Annotated in this window: 16 protein-coding genes and 5 tRNA genes; 2 read left to right on the top strand and 19 right to left on the bottom strand. The window is 56.1% G+C overall.

All coding sequences use genetic code 11. The features are described 5' to 3' along the window. Nucleotides 1-494 precede the first annotated feature (494 nt). A complete protein-coding gene (gene aroG, locus AACV31_RS14940) occupies nucleotides 495-1,547 on the bottom strand; it encodes a 3-deoxy-7-phosphoheptulonate synthase AroG (protein ID WP_075199137.1) in 1,053 nt (350 codons plus the stop codon). A 324-nt stretch (nucleotides 1,548-1,871) separates the two neighbouring features. Here aroG and AACV31_RS14935 point away from each other — a divergent pair, with 324 nt between their 5' ends. Together AACV31_RS14935 and zitB are read left to right on the top strand one after the other, a co-directional pair. Further along, entirely contained in the window at nucleotides 1,872-2,264 is a 393-nt protein-coding gene (locus AACV31_RS14935; protein ID WP_165153375.1) for a protein YbgS, read from the top strand. 129 nt (nucleotides 2,265-2,393) lie between these two features. Then, a complete protein-coding gene (zitB, locus tag AACV31_RS14930; protein ID WP_165153373.1) occupies nucleotides 2,394-3,347 on the top strand; it encodes a CDF family zinc transporter ZitB in 954 nt (317 codons plus the stop codon). Here zitB and pnuC read toward each other — a convergent pair. From pnuC to cydA, 18 genes are all read right to left on the bottom strand, one after another. Next, nucleotides 3,344-4,063, bottom strand: coding sequence for a nicotinamide riboside transporter PnuC (pnuC, locus tag AACV31_RS14925; protein WP_165153371.1), 720 nt, complete (start codon nucleotides 4,061-4,063; stop codon nucleotides 3,344-3,346). The genes zitB and pnuC overlap by 4 nt on opposite strands. Nucleotides 4,064-4,086: 23 nt before the next feature. Beyond that, entirely contained in the window at nucleotides 4,087-5,148 is a 1,062-nt protein-coding gene (gene nadA / locus AACV31_RS14920; RefSeq protein WP_165153369.1) for a quinolinate synthase NadA, read from the bottom strand. A gap of 411 nt (nucleotides 5,149-5,559) precedes the next feature. Beyond that, nucleotides 5,560-5,635: transfer RNA gene (locus tag AACV31_RS14915), tRNA-Lys, on the bottom strand. A gap of 97 nt (nucleotides 5,636-5,732) precedes the next feature. Beyond that, nucleotides 5,733-5,808, bottom strand: a tRNA-Lys gene (locus AACV31_RS14910). 145 nt (nucleotides 5,809-5,953) lie between these two features. Beyond that, a tRNA-Lys gene (locus AACV31_RS14905) sits at nucleotides 5,954-6,029 on the bottom strand. A gap of 3 nt (nucleotides 6,030-6,032) precedes the next feature. Further along, nucleotides 6,033-6,108, bottom strand: a tRNA-Val gene (locus AACV31_RS14900). A gap of 107 nt (nucleotides 6,109-6,215) precedes the next feature. Further along, nucleotides 6,216-6,291 (bottom strand) — tRNA-Lys (locus AACV31_RS14895). A gap of 164 nt (nucleotides 6,292-6,455) precedes the next feature. Then, nucleotides 6,456-7,253 carry a cell division protein CpoB gene (gene cpoB / locus AACV31_RS14890; RefSeq protein WP_165153367.1) on the bottom strand — a complete coding sequence of 266 codons (798 nt, stop codon included), beginning with the start codon at nucleotides 7,251-7,253 and terminating at the stop codon, nucleotides 6,456-6,458. A gap of 9 nt (nucleotides 7,254-7,262) precedes the next feature. Continuing rightward, on the bottom strand, nucleotides 7,263-7,781 hold the full coding sequence (gene pal / locus AACV31_RS14885) for a peptidoglycan-associated lipoprotein Pal (RefSeq protein ID WP_004386751.1): 519 nt from the start codon (nucleotides 7,779-7,781) through the stop codon (nucleotides 7,263-7,265). Nucleotides 7,782-7,815: 34 nt separating this feature from the next. Further along, nucleotides 7,816-9,108: a Tol-Pal system beta propeller repeat protein TolB gene (gene tolB / locus AACV31_RS14880; RefSeq protein ID WP_015740570.1), complete on the bottom strand. Its 1,293-nt coding sequence runs from the start codon at nucleotides 9,106-9,108 to the stop codon at nucleotides 7,816-7,818. Between the two features lie 124 nt (nucleotides 9,109-9,232). Next, nucleotides 9,233-10,522 carry a cell envelope integrity protein TolA gene (gene tolA / locus AACV31_RS14875; RefSeq protein WP_105538229.1) on the bottom strand — a complete coding sequence of 430 codons (1,290 nt, stop codon included), beginning with the start codon at nucleotides 10,520-10,522 and terminating at the stop codon, nucleotides 9,233-9,235. Nucleotides 10,523-10,561: 39 nt separating this feature from the next. Further along, nucleotides 10,562-10,990 (bottom strand): colicin uptake protein TolR, encoded by a 429-nt coding sequence (gene tolR, locus AACV31_RS14870; protein WP_007768318.1) that lies wholly within the window; start codon nucleotides 10,988-10,990, stop codon nucleotides 10,562-10,564. A gap of 3 nt (nucleotides 10,991-10,993) precedes the next feature. Beyond that, nucleotides 10,994-11,689, bottom strand: a complete 696-nt coding sequence (gene tolQ, locus AACV31_RS14865; protein ID WP_015740568.1) for a Tol-Pal system protein TolQ — start codon at nucleotides 11,687-11,689, stop codon at nucleotides 10,994-10,996. After that, nucleotides 11,686-12,090 (bottom strand): tol-pal system-associated acyl-CoA thioesterase, encoded by a 405-nt coding sequence (gene ybgC, locus AACV31_RS14860; protein ID WP_004387903.1) that lies wholly within the window; start codon nucleotides 12,088-12,090, stop codon nucleotides 11,686-11,688. The genes tolQ and ybgC overlap by 4 nt, the downstream gene beginning before the upstream one ends. 133 nt (nucleotides 12,091-12,223) lie before the next feature. Then, nucleotides 12,224-12,517, bottom strand: a complete 294-nt coding sequence (ybgE, locus tag AACV31_RS14855) for a cyd operon protein YbgE (RefSeq protein ID WP_015740567.1) — start codon at nucleotides 12,515-12,517, stop codon at nucleotides 12,224-12,226. Continuing rightward, nucleotides 12,517-12,630, bottom strand: coding sequence for a cytochrome bd-I oxidase subunit CydX (gene cydX / locus AACV31_RS14850; RefSeq protein WP_004387905.1), 114 nt, complete (start codon nucleotides 12,628-12,630; stop codon nucleotides 12,517-12,519). The genes ybgE and cydX overlap by 1 nt, the downstream gene beginning before the upstream one ends. 13 nt (nucleotides 12,631-12,643) lie before the next feature. Continuing rightward, entirely contained in the window at nucleotides 12,644-13,783 is a 1,140-nt protein-coding gene (gene cydB / locus AACV31_RS14845) for a cytochrome d ubiquinol oxidase subunit II (RefSeq protein WP_161589117.1), read from the bottom strand. 15 nt (nucleotides 13,784-13,798) lie between these two features. Next, nucleotides 13,799-15,367, bottom strand: coding sequence for a cytochrome ubiquinol oxidase subunit I (gene cydA, locus AACV31_RS14840; RefSeq protein WP_015740565.1), 1,569 nt, complete (start codon nucleotides 15,365-15,367; stop codon nucleotides 13,799-13,801). Nucleotides 15,368-15,508: the final 141 nt, after the last annotated feature.

Genomic DNA, 15,508 nt, shown 5'->3' with positions numbered 1-15,508 from the left:
GGGTGGGTAAGCGTTAGCGCACCCACCACAGGAAGCGTATAACCGCGACGCGTGAAACGGCGGGTGCGCTTCGCTTACCCGCCCTACTACAACGGTACAAGAGGTATGTAGGGTGGGTAAGCGTTAGCGCACCCACCACAGGGAGCGTATAACCGCGACGCGTGGAACGGCGGGTGCGCTTCGCTTACCCGCCCTACTATAACGGTACGAGAGGTATGTAGGGTGGGTAAGCGTTAGCGCACCCACCACAGGGCGCGTATAGCCGCGACGCGTGGAACGGCGGGTGCGCTGCGCTTACCCGTCCTACTATAACGGTACGAGAAGTATGCAGGGTGGGTAAGCGTTAGCGCACCCACCACAGGAAGCGTATAACCGCGACGCGTGAAACGGCGGGTGCGCTTCGCTTATCCGCCCTACTAGAACGGTACAAGAGGTATGTAGGGTGGGTAAGCGTCAGCGCACCCACCTTTTCTTCCGGCCTCTCAGACAGCGACTTAACCGCGACGCGCTTTGACCGCTTCGGCGAGCTGACGCAGGATAGCGTCGGTATCTTCCCAGCCGATGCAGGCGTCGGTGACGCTCTTGCCATACACCAGCGGCTCACCGCTCTCCAGGCTCTGGTTGCCTTCCACCAGATGGCTTTCAATCATCACGCCCATAATGGCGCTTTCGCCGCCGGCGATTTGCGCGCAGACATCCGCGCCGACATCCATCTGCTTTTTAAACTGCTTGCTGGAGTTGGCATGGCTGAAATCGATCATCACCTGCGGTTTCAGGCCCGCTTTCTCAAGACCGGTTTTCACTTCGGCAACGTGCGCCGCGCTGTAGTTCGGCGCTTTACCGCCGCGCAGAATAATATGGCAGTCGCTGTTGCCGCTGGTGTTGACGATAGCCGAGTGGCCCCATTTGGTCACCGACAGGAAACAGTGCGGCGCGCTGGCGGCGTTGATGGCGTCAATCGCCACTTTAATGGTGCCGTCGGTGCCGTTTTTAAAACCGACCGGACAGGACAGCCCGGACGCCAGTTCGCGATGCACCTGCGATTCCGTGGTACGCGCGCCGATAGCGCCCCAACTCATTAAATCCGCCAGATATTGCGGCGTAATCATATCCAGGAACTCACCCGCCGCTGGCAGGCCGGTGTCGTTGATATCCAGCAGCAATTTACGCGCAATCCGCAGGCCATCGTTAATCTGGAAACTGTTATCCATATGCGGATCGTTGATGAGCCCTTTCCAGCCCACCGTGGTGCGCGGCTTTTCAAAATAGACGCGCATAACGATTTCCAGCTCGTTCTTTAACGCTTTACGCAGCGGCAGCAGACGCGAGGCATACTCTTTTGCCGCCATCGGATCGTGAATAGAACACGGGCCGATGACCACCAACAGGCGATCGTCATCGCCATGCAGGATCTGATGAATCGCCTGGCGCGCCGCAGATACGGTTTCAGCGGCTTTTTCGGTAGCGGGAAATTTTTCCAGGAGTGCGACAGGCGGGAGTAACTCGTTGATGCCGTTAATGCGGAGATCGTCGTTCTGATAAGTCATGATGGTTCCAGGAGGCCCTGCAGTTTTGTGGGAAAGCAATGCTTTCAATCTATCTTGTCGCGCCAGTAGTGTAAACACGCATTTACACTTCGCACGGAAAATTCCTGGAAGTTAACTTAAAAACGCCAGAAAGTAGCGTAAAGGGAGATCCAGTCTACACTTTTTAATTGTTAGCACTCTGTTTTATACATTTTACCGAATCACCTACTGCCTTTCGGCGATGGTGTGGTTTTTTCGACCGCAATACACACGCTGATCAACTTTTTCGCAGTGCACTGTTGGAAGAAGTTATCCAGCAATAACGACCAGAACAGGAGCATGATTATGAAACTGAATAAACTGACTTCACTCTTTCTGACCGCCACTCTGACTCTGGCCAGCGGCGCGGCGCTTGCCGCCGATTCCGGTTCTGCAACCGGGGGTAGCGATACGGGCTCTGCAAACGCAGCCGCCAACGCAGGCCAGGTAGCGCCTGACGCTAAACAGAATGTCGCTCCGAACGGCGTTGATAACAGCAACATCAATACCTCCGGCACTAATTCCGCCAACAGCGGCGTGAACACCGGCACCGGCACGTCAACTGGTACGTCTTCCGGCACCGCGCACAGCACCAGCGGCGACATGGGCGCCACCGGTAGCAGCACTTCCGGCTCTACCGGTAGCGTACAGTGTACTGGCGACGCCTGCCCGAGCACCTCTGGCAGCACTTCCCAGTAAGCGCATTAACGCCTGAATACAAAAGGAGAGCTTCGGCTCTCCTTTATTTTTGCTATTGTGGTAACGCGCGATTGCCGCGCAACTGACTGATATTGATAACCACAACAAAAATGTTGAGCGACACACGCTATGGCCCATTCCCATTCTCATACACACGATCCTCACGAGCATTCTCATAACTCTAACAGTAAACGCCTGCTGATCGCCTTTCTGATCACCGCCATTTTTATGGTGCTGGAGATTGCCGGCGGTCTGCTTTCCGGCTCACTGGCGCTGCTGGCCGACGCGGGCCATATGTTTACCGACGCCGCCGCGCTGCTGGTGGCGCTGATGGCCGTGCGCTTCGCGCGCCGCAGCCCGAACGCGAGGCATACCTTTGGGCTACTGCGTTTAACCACGCTTGCCGCTTTCGTCAATGCGCTGGCGCTGCTGGTGATTACGGTCATTATCGTCTGGGAGGCTATCGCGCGTTTTATTACGCCCGAACCCGTCGCGGGTGGGCCGATGCTGGGTATCGCCATTGCGGGTCTGGTGGCGAACCTGCTGTCATTCTGGATTTTGCACCGCGGCAGTGATGAGAAAAACATGAACGTGCGCGCCGCAGCGCTGCATGTGCTTGGCGATCTGCTGGGCTCTGTTGGCGCGATTGTCGCCGCGGTGATTATTCTCTGGACCGGCTGGACGCCCATCGACCCGATTCTCTCGATTCTGGTCTCATGTCTTGTGCTGCGCAGCGCCTGGCGGCTGCTTCAGGAGAGCATGAATGAACTGCTGGAAGGCGCGCCCCGCGCGGTAGATGTGGAGCAGCTGCGCCGCAGGCTGGTGCGCGAAATCCCGGAAGCGCGCGACGTGCATCATGTGCATCTGTGGCTGGTCGGCGAAAAACCGGTGATGACGCTGCATGTGCAAGTGATCCCGCCGCACGATCATGACGCCCTGATGGCGAGCATTCACGATTATCTGCGGCATCACTACCAGATAGCCCACGCGACGGTACAGCTTGAGTACCAGTCATGCAGCGTTAAAGACTGTGATTTGAATGCCGGGGACGCCACACCGCACGCCCACGGCCATTCACATTAGTGAGACAGCGCGCGCGAGCCCCGCTCGTGCGCCGCTTTGATCCACATCCGGCTGCCGTTGAGCGCGATAAACGTCAGGATCAGGTACTCCAGCGACATCGCATAAACGCCCTGGCGGGCGAAAATCACCACGCTGATGACGTTAATAATGACCCACAGCAGCCAGTTTTCGACATATTTACGGGTCATCAGGATCATCGCCACCACGGACAAGACCGTCATGCAGGAATCCCAGAACGGGAAGGCGTCAGGCTGAAGCTGGGGCGCCGCCACGTTAAGCCCGACCGCCTGCATAACCTGCACCGCAATGCGGGTCAGGAAGGCAAACACGGGATCGATCCACAGCGTCATTAACCCAATCGCCACCACGCAGACCGCCAGCCAACCGAAGGCTTTCGGGCGCGGCAGCCAGCGGATGTGCAGCGCCGCCTGGTTATCGCTGCTCTGGCGCGACCACGCGTACCAGCCGTAAATATTCGCCACAAAGAAAAACACTTGCAGCAGCAGGCTCGCATAGAGCTGGATCTGGAAGAAAATAATCGCAAACAGCGTGACGTTGATTAAGCCGAACACGTAGTTAACGATTTTCTCAAGGCTCGCCAGCCAGATGCATAACAGCCCCGCAAGCGTGCCGACCGCTTCAATCCATGATAATGAGTACCCACCCTCGCCAAGCGGAATATGCACCAGAATGTTTTGTACGCTAAAAAAATCCATATTATCCCCGAAGCGTAATGTCCTTACGCGTTTCCTTTAACCGAAAGACGAAGTGTAGCCGCAAAATCCAGCATGCGGTTAAGCGGCGTTAACGCGGCTTCTCGCAGGCTGGCGTCAACGTGAACCTCATGGGCCGCTCCGCCATGCTCCAGCGCCTCTGCGATGGCCTGAAGGCCATTCATCGCCATCCACGGACAGTGCGCGCAGCTGCGGCAGGTTGCGCCCTCGCCTGCGGTCGGCGCCTCAAGCAGCGTTTTTTCCGGGCAGGCCTGCTGCATTTTGTAGAAGATGCCGCGATCGGTCGCCACGATGAGCGTCTGGTGCGGCAGCGTTTTCGCGGCGTTAATGAGCTGGCTGGTGGAGCCGACGGCGTCGGCCATATCGACAATCGCCTGCGGCGACTCCGGGTGCACCAGCACGGCGGCATCCGGGGACAGGGCTTTCATACGCGCCAGCGCCTGCGTTTTAAACTCATCATGCACGATGCATGCGCCCTGCCAGCAGAGCACATCGGCACCGGTCTGCTTTTGCACATAGCGGCCCAGGTGGCGGTCCGGCGCCCAGATGATTTTCTCGCCGAGGCTATCGAGATGTTCAATCAGCTCAACGGCGATGCTGGATGTCACCACCCAGTCAGCGCGCGCTTTCACCGCCGCCGAGGTATTGGCATAGACCACCACGGTGCGATCCGGATGGCTGTCGCAAAACGCGGCGAATTCTTCTTCCGGGCAGCCGAGGTCAAGCGAGCACTCCGCCTGAAGCGTTGGCATCAGAATGGTTTTTTCAGGGCTTAGGATTTTGGCGGTTTCGCCCATAAAACGCACGCCTGCGACCAGCAGCGTCGTCGCAGGGTGGTTCGCGCCGAAACGCGCCATCTCAAGCGAATCAGAAATACAGCCGCCCGTCTCTTCGGCCAGCGCCTGGATCTCCGGGTCGGTATAGTAGTGAGCGACCATGACCGCGTTGCGTTCTTTAAGGAGACGCTTTATTTTGTCGCGGTAAACGGCCTTCTCGTCTGCGTTCAGCGGCGCAGGCTTTGGCGGGAAAGGATAAATTGCGGCTTCGGGATCGAACATTACACTCATTTGCGCCATCTCGTTTTTTGCACTTAACTAAAGCCGCGTTACCGAGCCGTTGAGAGCCACCTGGCAGCTTCATTTGTTTTATATGCTAAACAAGATAGCGGATTGAAGGGGAAAAGTCACAGGAAAAGGTGGGGAGGCAGGCTGTGAGGAATGATGGGAATCAGTAGCAAAGACAAAGCGCGTATTGGCAGATAATGGCGGGAAATACGGATAAGCAAAAAGACGCTGCGCGCGGCTCCGTTGTCTCGCCATAAATGGCTCGACCCGAACCTGTACGTATAGCAAAAAGGCGCCTTTAGGGCGCCTTTTTACATTGGTGGGTCGTGCAGGATGACTCGCTTCGCTCGTCATTCGGGCCGTTGCTTCGCAACGTTATCCTTCACATATCGCCTCTGTTTTTACATCAGGCGATGGTGGGTCGTGCAGGATTCGAACCTGCGACCAATTGATTAAAAGTCAACTGCTCTACCAACTGAGCTAACGACCCGCTCGGGAACTGCTTTCTTTCAGAGGGAGGTTGTGGAAGATAAATGCTGTCTTGCAACGTTATCCTTCACACCTTCTGTTAACACCCACGCGTTCAGTGGTGGGTCGTGCAGGATTCGAACCTGCGACCAATTGATTAAAAGTCAACTGCTCTACCAACTGAGCTAACGACCCGTTCGGGTGTTATCTGAAAGATTTACTGCTTATACCAACAAAAGCGTTGGTGGGTCGTGCAGGATGACTCGGCTTCGCTCGCCCTTCGGGCCGTTGCTTTGCAACGTTATCCTTCACGATATCGCTCATGTTTTCACAGAAACGATGGTGGGTCGTGCAGGATTCGAACCTGCGACCAATTGATTAAAAGTCAACTGCTCTACCAACTGAGCTAACGACCCGAGTGGTGGGTGATGACGGGATCGAACCGCCGACCCCCTCCTTGTAAGGGAGGTGCTCTCCCAGCTGAGCTAATCACCCGATACTACGCTGGTTTACTGCGTGTGGTCAGTCGTGGAGGGAATTTATCTTAACGATGCGCGCAACGTTGCCTTCACGATATCGCTCATTTAAACCACCTGAGCGAGTGGTGGGTCGTGCAGGATTCGAACCTGCGACCAATTGATTAAAAGTCAACTGCTCTACCAACTGAGCTAACGACCCACATTTTCGCCACCGCGGGTTTGTTTCGTATCCCGTGGCAACGGCGGCATATATTACTGATTTAAGATTCTGACGCAACAAAAATTTCGAGACAGATCACTTAACTGCTTACGTTTCATGCGGCAAGACCAGAAATAATACGGGATCTGGTCAAGCCGCATGCATTACATCGCATTCAGACGTTTTTGCGCCTGCTTTGCGCCTTCGGTGCCAGGGTATTTGGAGATAACCTGCTGATAAACGGCCTTCGCTTTCGCGGTGTCGCCTTTATCCTGCATGATTACGCCAACCTTAAACATCGCATCCGCCGCTTTCGGTGATTTGGGGTAGTTCTTCACCACCGAAGCAAAGTAATACGCCGCGTCATCCTTCTTACCTTTGTTGTAATTCAGCTGGCCGAGCCAGTAATGGGCATTCGGCTGGTAAGTGGAATCCGGGTATTGCTTAATGAAATTGGAAAACGCGGTGATGGCTTCATCCTGACGGGATTTATCCTGCACCAGCGCGATCGCTGCGTTGTAATCGGTATTGGCATCCCCGCTTTGCGTCGGTGCGCTGGCTGCGGGCGCTGATGCGCCAGCGTCCGGTGAGGCTTGCGCCGCGCCGTTTTGCGCCTGATCGCCGCCCTGCGCCGCGGCCGCTCCGCCATTGCCATTACTCAGACTGTCCATCTGCAGCAAAATCTGCTTTTGACGTTCCACAATCTGGTTAAGCTGATACTGATTTTCCTGAATCTGACCGCGCAGGGAATCAATATCGGACTGGTTATCGGAGAGCTGCTGCTGAAGCTGAGTTAAAAGCTGACTGTGAGCGTTGGAAATACGCTCGAGTTGAACGACACGGTCTTCGACCGAGCCTGAGCCGACATCACTGATTGGCGCCTGGGCATTAGCGGCCCAGGGGGCCGCTACGCCAACCAGTAACGACAGACCCAACAGGTGATGTCTGAAGTTACTGATCATGCAATTCTCTTAGTAAACCAGTACGGCGCGACGGTTTTTGGCATATGCCGCTTCGTCGTGACCCAGTACTGCAGGTTTTTCTTTACCGTAAGAAACGATGGAGATCTGGTCAGCAGAAACGCCTTTACCCTGCAGGTACATCTTAACAGCGTTAGCACGACGCTCGCCCAGGGAGATGTTGTACTCCGGGGTGCCGCGCTCATCCGCATGACCTTCAACGGTCACTTTGTAAGACGGGTTGCTACGCAGGAAGTTAGCGTGCGCATCCAGCATTGCAGCGAAGTCAGAACGGATGTCGTACTTGTCCAGATCGAAGTAAACGATGTTGTTCTGCTGCAGCTGCTGCATCTGCAGACGCGCCTGCTCTTCAGAAGACATGTTGCCGCCGTTGCCGTTCATACCAGTGCCGGCACCCAGCATGCCTTCGCCGCTCTGGTCATTGCTGGCGTTCTTGTTAGAAGAACACGCCGCGATTGCCATAACAGGCAGAGCGATCATCAGCCCTTTCAGCACTTTGTTCAGTTGCATTTCTTTGATTCCTTTAGTAATCAATTAATTATTATTACAGATACGGCGACCAGGCAGGAAATTTAACCTGTCCATCAGTTGCCGGAAGACGCGCTTTGAAACGCCCATCTGTAGAAACCAGGTTCAGCACGGATCCCATCCCCTGAGAAGAGCTGTAGATAACCATAGTGCCGTTAGGTGCCAGACTTGGCGTTTCATCCAGGAACGTTGACGACAGAGTCTGCACGCCACCCGTTACCAGATCCAGTTTAGCGATGTTCTGAGCGCCGCCATTGGAGCTCACCATCACCATAAATTTACCGTCAGAGCTTACGTCAGCATCCTGGTTCTGAGAGCCTTCCCAGGTCACGCGCTGCGGCGCGCCGCCGTTGATGTTGACTTTATAAACCTGCGGACGACCGGCCTGGTCAGAGGTATAGGCCAGCGTCTGGCTGTCCGGATACCAGGTCGGCTCGGTGTTATTGCTGCGACCGTCTGTTACCTGACGAATCTGGCCGGAGCCGATATCCATCACGTACAGGTTCAGGCTGCCGGTTTTAGAGAGCGCGAACGCCAGTTTGCTGCCGTCTGGCGAGAATGCCGGCGCGCCGTTGTGACGCGGGAACGAAGCCACCTGACGCACAGCGCCGTTAGACAGCGTCTGGATAACCAGCGCAGAACGACCGCTTTCAAAGGTCACGTAAGCGACCTTGCTGCCATCCGGCGACCAGGCCGGAGACATCAGCGGCTGCGGTGAGCGGTGAACCACAAACTGGTTGTAGCCGTCGTAGTCAGAAACACGCAGCTCATACGGGAACTGGCCGCCGTTGGTCTGAACTACATAAGCGATACGGGTGCGGAAAGCGCCTTTAATACCGGTCAGCTTCTCAAACACTTCGTCGCTGGCGGTATGGCCTGCATAACGCAGCCACTGTTTGTTCACTTTGTAAGAGTTCTGCGCGAGTACAGTGCCCGGCGCGCCGCCAGTATCAACCAGCTGATACGCCACGGTATAGCTGCCGTCGCCATTCGGCGTCACCTGCCCTACCACGACCGCGTCAATACCGAGCGCAGACCATGCCGCCGGCTGTACTTCCTGTGCGGAAGACGGCTGCTGCGGCAGGCGGGAGCGATCGAGCGGGTTGAATTTACCGCTGTTGCGCAGATCCGCCGCCACGATGCCGCCGATATCTTCAGGCGCGGCGCCCGGGCCTGCCCACTTGAACGGCACCACACCAATCGGACGCGCCGAGTCAACCCCCTGGGTTATCTCGATACGTACTTCTGCGTGCAGCACGGCTGCCCACAGCATCAGAAAACTAAATGCTACACGTAATGCCTGCTTCATCATATCTCCCTTATCTGGACGTCAAAGCCCACGATAATTTAGCAGAATGTTAACAAACTCAAAGATAGACAACCACATCGCACGCCGGCTTAAACCGGACAGTGAAGCCCGGTTTTACCGGAAATCACTGTGGTTTGAAAAGCAACGGCGCGTTTTTAAAGACTTCATAAACAGCCTGGCTTGGCGGTTTAGGAATCTTAGCCTGTCGGGCGGCGGAAATGGCTGCCTGACAAAGCGCAGGATCGCCGCCTTCCGACTGGATATCCAGCAGTAAGCCGTCCGGTGCAAGCTTAATGCGCAGCGTACAGGTTTTTCCTGAATACGACGACGCATCATAGAACTTGCTTTCAATGGCGGACTTTATCTGCGAAGCGTAGCCATTGATTTCAGCGCCGCTGGCACCGTTGTTCTTACTATTACCGCTCCCCGCTGGCGCTGCATTACTGCCTTTCGCTCCGCCGCCGGTTTTCGGCGCATTCTTACCTGAGCTGAGATCGCCAAGAAGATCGTCCACGCCTTCCGCATTCGCTGCTTTTTCTGCAGCCGCCTTCGCAGCGGCGGCTTTCTTCGCAGCGGCTTTTTCTGCCGCCGCTTTTTTATCGGCAGCGGCTTTCTCGGCTGCCGCTGCTTTTTCCGCGGCCGCTTTTTCCGCTGCGGCGGCTTTCTTCTCGGCTGCCGCTTTTTCTGCGGCCGCTTTCTCTGCCGCAGCGGCTTTTTCGGCGGCGGCTTTCTCTGCCGCGGCTTTCTTCGCAGCCTCAGCCGCCGCTTTCTTCTCGGCGTCCTGCTGCGCTTTTTTCGCCGCATCGGCGGCTGCTTTTTTCTCTGCCTCTTCCTGCGCTTTCTTCGCAGCAGCAGCGGCTTTAGCGGCCTCTTCCTGCGCTTTTTTCTGCGCGTCGGCAGCGGCTTTCTTCGCGGCTTCTTCAGCGGCTTTCGCCTGAGCGTCAGCTTTTGCTTTCGCCTCTGCTGCAGCTTTGGCTGCCGCCTCTTCCGCCTGTTTCTGCTGCTCCTGCGCGCGCTTCGCGGCTTCTTCAGCCTGTTTCTGCTGTTCCGCCTGCTGCTGCGCTTTCTCCTGCGCCTCAAGGCGTTCCTGCTCAAGCTTTTTCAGGCGTTCCTGTTCGGCGGCCTGTTTCTCGCGCAGTTCTTCCGCCTGCTGCTGCGCCTGTTTCTCGCGCTGCTCGGCGGCTTGTTTAGCGCTTGCCTGCTGTTGCTGCTGGCGGTTGTACTGCTGCACCACCGCGCCTGGGTCGACCATCACGGCGTCAATAGCCGATCCGCCGCCGCCGCCCGCTGCGTCTTCACTGATATGCTCATCGAACGAGCTCCAGATCAGTAGTCCAATCAGCAACACGTGCAGCACTACGGAAATGATGATCGCGCGTTTCAGCTTATCGTTTTGTTCGGTTGCCTTTGCCACTCTCGGTTTCCAAAACTTGTAGCCCTGTCAGGCGGTGGATCAGATAGGCTGCGTCATTAAGCCGACAGATTTCACGCCCGCCTGATGCAACAGGTTCAGCGCTTTAATAATCTCGTCGTAAGGAACCTCTTTGGCGCCACCGATTAAAAAGACCGTCTTCGGATTCTCCTGCAGACGACGCTGCGCCTCGGCAACAATCTGCTCAGCAGGCAGCTGATCCATACGGTCTTTTTCCACCACCACGCTGTACTGGCCCACGCCGGAGACTTCAATAATCACCGGCGGGTTGTCATTGCTGCTGACGGTCTGGGAATCCGTGGCGTCCGGCAAGTCCACTTCCACGCTCTGGGTGATGATGGGCGCCGTCGCCATAAAAATCAGCAGCAGCACCAGCAGCACGTCCAGCAGCGGGACGATATTGATTTCAGACTTCAGCTCACGACGACCACGTCCACGTGTTCTGGCCATGACTTACCCCTTGTTGCTTTCGCTGGTGCTAGTAAAAGCCTGGCGATGCAGGATAGCCGTGAACTCTTCCATAAAGTTGTCGTAATTCAGCTCCAGCTTGTTCACGCGCTGGTTCAGGCGGTTGTAAGCCATAACCGCAGGGATTGCCGCGAACAGACCGATCGCCGTCGCGATAAGCGCTTCCGCGATACCCGGCGCGACCATCTGCAGCGTCGCCTGCTTCACAGCTCCCAGCGCGATAAAGGCGTGCATAATCCCCCACACGGTGCCGAACAGGCCGATATACGGACTGATAGAGCCTACGGTGCCGAGGAAAGGAATATGCGTTTCGAGGGTTTCAAGCTCGCGATTCATTGAAATACGCATCGCGCGCGACGCCCCTTCGACAATCGCTTCCGGCGCATGGCTGTTGGCGCGATGCAGACGGGCGAATTCTTTAAATCCGGCGTAGAAGATCTGCTCGGAGCCGGAGAGATTTTCACGGCGTCCCTGGCTCTCCTGATACAGGCGGGAAAGCTCAATGCCTGACCAGAATTTATCTTCAAAGGCTTCCGCTTCGCGCGACGCAGCGTTGAGAATGCGCGTTCGCTGAATGATGATGGCCCAGGATGCGATTGAAAAACCAATCAAAATCAACATGATAAGTTTAACCAGAAGACTTGCCTTCAGGAACAAATCAAGGATATTCATGTCAGTCACTGCTTGAACTCCGCGACAATAGACTTGGGAAGCGCACGAGGCTTCATTAAGAGTGGATCAACGCAGACAATCAGCACCTCGGCTTCATTGAGAAGCTGGTTTTCCGCGTTAACAATCCGTTGCCTGAACACCATGGAGGTGCCACGCAGCGTTGTAATTTCGGTCTGGACTTCGAGCATATCGTCGAGTCGGGCAGGCGCAAGATACTCAAGCGACATCCTGCGAACCACAAAGGCTACTCGCTCCGCCAGTAAATCTTGCTGACTAAAGTGGTGGTGGCGCAGCATCTCTGTGCGTGCTCTTTCATAAAAGGCGACGTAACTGGCGTGGTAAACCACACCACCGGCGTCGGTGTCTTCGTAATAGACACGAACCGGCCATCGAAACAGCGTTGTGCTCACTCTACATCCCGGTAATGCAAATAAACGCTGCTACTATACGCAAGTGAATGTGGGTTGGGAATGGGGAGAAGTAAACGGAGAGTAAATATTTATGGGCTCCGGAAAGCCCACAGAATCACAGGTGTCGCCGCGTTCAGGCAAAGAAAAAAAGCAGCCCGGCCAACATCACCAGAAAGGCAATCAACGGGCAGAAAATTCCCTGCCAGTGTACGGCGCGAAGACGAAAACCCACGCCGTGAATCACACCCGCGCAGACGGCCCACATCAGGAACAAGCCCTGCCAGATTTCAAGGCCGCTGGTCTTCGCCGCGAAGCGCGACGGGTCCCAGAACATGCAACCCGCCAGCACCAGCGCCATAATTAAGGAAAGAGCCCTTAACGGGCTCTTATCCATCAGCGCGTAAAGCGCGGTGATGAGGCGTTTCATCACGACTCGACTTTACCGGCTTTGGTCGCTTCAACGTGCTCCAGCGCCAGCGCGGTAATGATCCCGAAAGCACAGGCAAGAAGCGTTCCGAGAATCCAGGCGAAATACCACATAGTCAGCTCCTTATTAGTACAGAGAATGCGTGTTGCTTTCGATATGTTCTTTGGTGATGCGACCAAACATTTTCCAGTAACACCAGGTGGTGTAGAGCAAAATAGTCGGTACAAACACCGCAGCGACATAGGTCATTACGGTCAGCGTCAGCTGGCTGGAGGTCGCGTCCCACATCGTCAGGCTGGCGTTCAGCATGGTGCTGGACGGCATAATGAACGGGAACATCGCGATACCGGCAGTCAGAATAACGCAGGCCAGCGTCAGTGAAGAGAATACAAACGCCCAGGCGCCTCTCTCCAGACGCGACGCCAGCACGGTCAGCAGCGGCAGCACCACGCCCAGCGCAGGGATCGCCCACAGCGCCGGCATCTTATCAAAGTTAGCAAACCAGGCGCCCGCCTGACGAACCACTTCTTTGTTCATCGGGTTGGAGGCCGCACGCGGATCGATGGCGGAGGTCACCACATAACCGTCAATGCCGTACATCACCCAGACGCCCGCCAGAACGAAGCAGACCATCATCACCAGCGCGGAAATCTGCGCGGTGGCGCGGGAGCGCAGATGCAACTCGCCAGTGGTACGCATTTGCAGATAGGTTGCGCCCTGCGTCAGGATCATCGCCACGCTCACCACGCCTGCCAGCAGGCCAAACGGGTTCAGCAGCTGGAAGAAGTTACCGGTGTAGAACATGCCCTGATATTTATCGAAGTGGAACGGCACGCCCTGCAGCAGGTTGCCGAACGCCACGCCAATCACCAGCGGCGGCACGAAGCTACCCGCGAACACGCCCCAGTCCCACATGTTACGCCAGCGCATATCTTCAATCTTCGAGCGGTAGTCAAAACCAACCGGACGGAAGAACAGCGACGCGAGCACCAGGATCATCGCCACATAAAAGCCGGAGAACGCAGCGGCATACACCAGCGGCCAGGCAGCGAACAGCGCGCCGCCTGCGGTGATAAGCCATACCTGGTTGCCGTCCCAGTGCGGCGCGATGGAGTTAATCATCACGCGGCGCTCGGTATCGGTGCGTCCCAGAATGCGGGTCAGCATACCGACCCCCATATCAAAGCCATCGGTAACCGCAAAACCAATCAGCAGAATGCCGACCAGCAGCCACCAGATCAAACGCAGTACTTCATAATCGATCATTTTACGTCTCCTCGCTTAGCGTGCCGGCTGAGAAGCCACAGTGGACTGCTCGAAGTGGTAGCGACCCGTTTTCAGGCTGCTCGGCCCCAGGCGGGCGAATTTGAACATCAGGAACAGTTCCGCCACCAGGAAGAGCGTGTACAGGCCGCAGATCAGCACCATAGAGAAGAGGATGTCGCCTGCAGACAGGTTAGAGTGCGCGACCGCGGTCGGCAGCACTTCACCGATAGCCCACGGCTGACGGCCATATTCCGCCACAAACCAGCCCGATTCCACCGCGATCCACGGCAGCGGAATGCCGTAAAACGCCGCGCGCAGGAGCCATTTTTTATCGCCGATACGGTTACGAATCACCGACCAGAACGACGCGCCGATAATCAGCAGCATCAGGATGCCGCACAGCACCATGATACGGAAGGAGAAGTACAGCGGCGCCACGCTCGGAATAGAATCCTGCGTCGCTTTCTGGATCTGCGCTTCGGTCGCATCCGCAACGTTGTCGGTATAACGCTTCAGCAGCAGGCCATAGCCGAGGTCTTTCTTCACGCTGTTGAACTCATCGCGTAACGCCTGATCGTTCGAGCCGGAACGCAGTTGCTCCAGCAGCGCGTACGCTTTCATCCCGTTACGGATGCGCGCTTCGTGCTGGACCAGCAGATCTTTAAGACCAATCACCGGCGTATCCACAGAGCGGGTGGCGATAATGCCAAGCGCGTAAGGGATCTGAATGGCGAAGCGGTTTTCCTGAGTTTTTTGATCCGGAATGCCAAACAGCGTAAACGCGGCCGGTGCCGGCTGGGTTTCCCACTCGGCTTCGATAGCGGCCAGTTTGGTTTTCTGTACGTCGCCCATTTCATAACCGGACTCATCGCCCAGCACGATAACGGAAAGCACCGCCGCCATGCCGAAGCTCGCCGCGATAGCAAAAGAACGTTTAGCGAAAGCGAAGTCGCGGCCTTTGAGCATGTACCACGCGCTGATGCCCAGAATGAACATCGCGCCGGTGCAGTAGCCAGCAGCCACGGTGTGAACGAATTTCACCTGCGCGACCGGGTTCAGCACCAGCTCGGAGAAGCTCACCATCTCCATACGCATGGTTTCGAAGTTGAAATCAGACGCGATCGGGTTCTGCATCCAGCCGTTCGCCACCAGGATCCACAATGCGGAGAGGTTGGAGCCCAGCGCCACCAGCCAGGTGACGGCCATGTGCTGCACTTTGCTCAGACGATCCCAGCCGAAGAAGAACAGGCCGACGAAGGTCGATTCAAGGAAGAACGCCATCAGGCCTTCGATAGCCAGCGGGGCACCGAAGATATCGCCTACATAGTGTGAATAGTAAGACCAGTTAGTCCCGAACTGGAACTCCATGGTCAAGCCGGTCGCCACGCCCAGTGCGAAGTTGATACCAAACAACTTGCCCCAGAACTTGGTCATGTCTTTATAGATTTGTTTACCAGAGAGGACGTAGACCGTTTCCATAATGGCCAGCAGGAACGCCATACCGAGCGTCAGCGGCACAAAAAGGAAGTGGTACATCGCGGTCAAGGCAAACTGTAAGCGCGACAGTTCGACTATATCTAACATCTTGACTCCTTGCTCCTCGCATGAAGACTTCGAGCGTGGCTCTTTTTAAAGCGCCACAACGCATGCCCCAATACCAATGACATTTGCTCCCGTCAGCCTTGCTTCAATCACTGCGTGTATTTGTGAAAAAGTAATGGCGAA

Source organism: Cronobacter sp. EKM101R (assembly GCF_963888145.1).
GTDB lineage: Bacteria > Pseudomonadota > Gammaproteobacteria > Enterobacterales > Enterobacteriaceae > Cronobacter > Cronobacter turicensis.
Note: the sequence above shows the minus strand (reverse complement) of the source record. Positions and strands in the feature narration are given on the sequence as shown.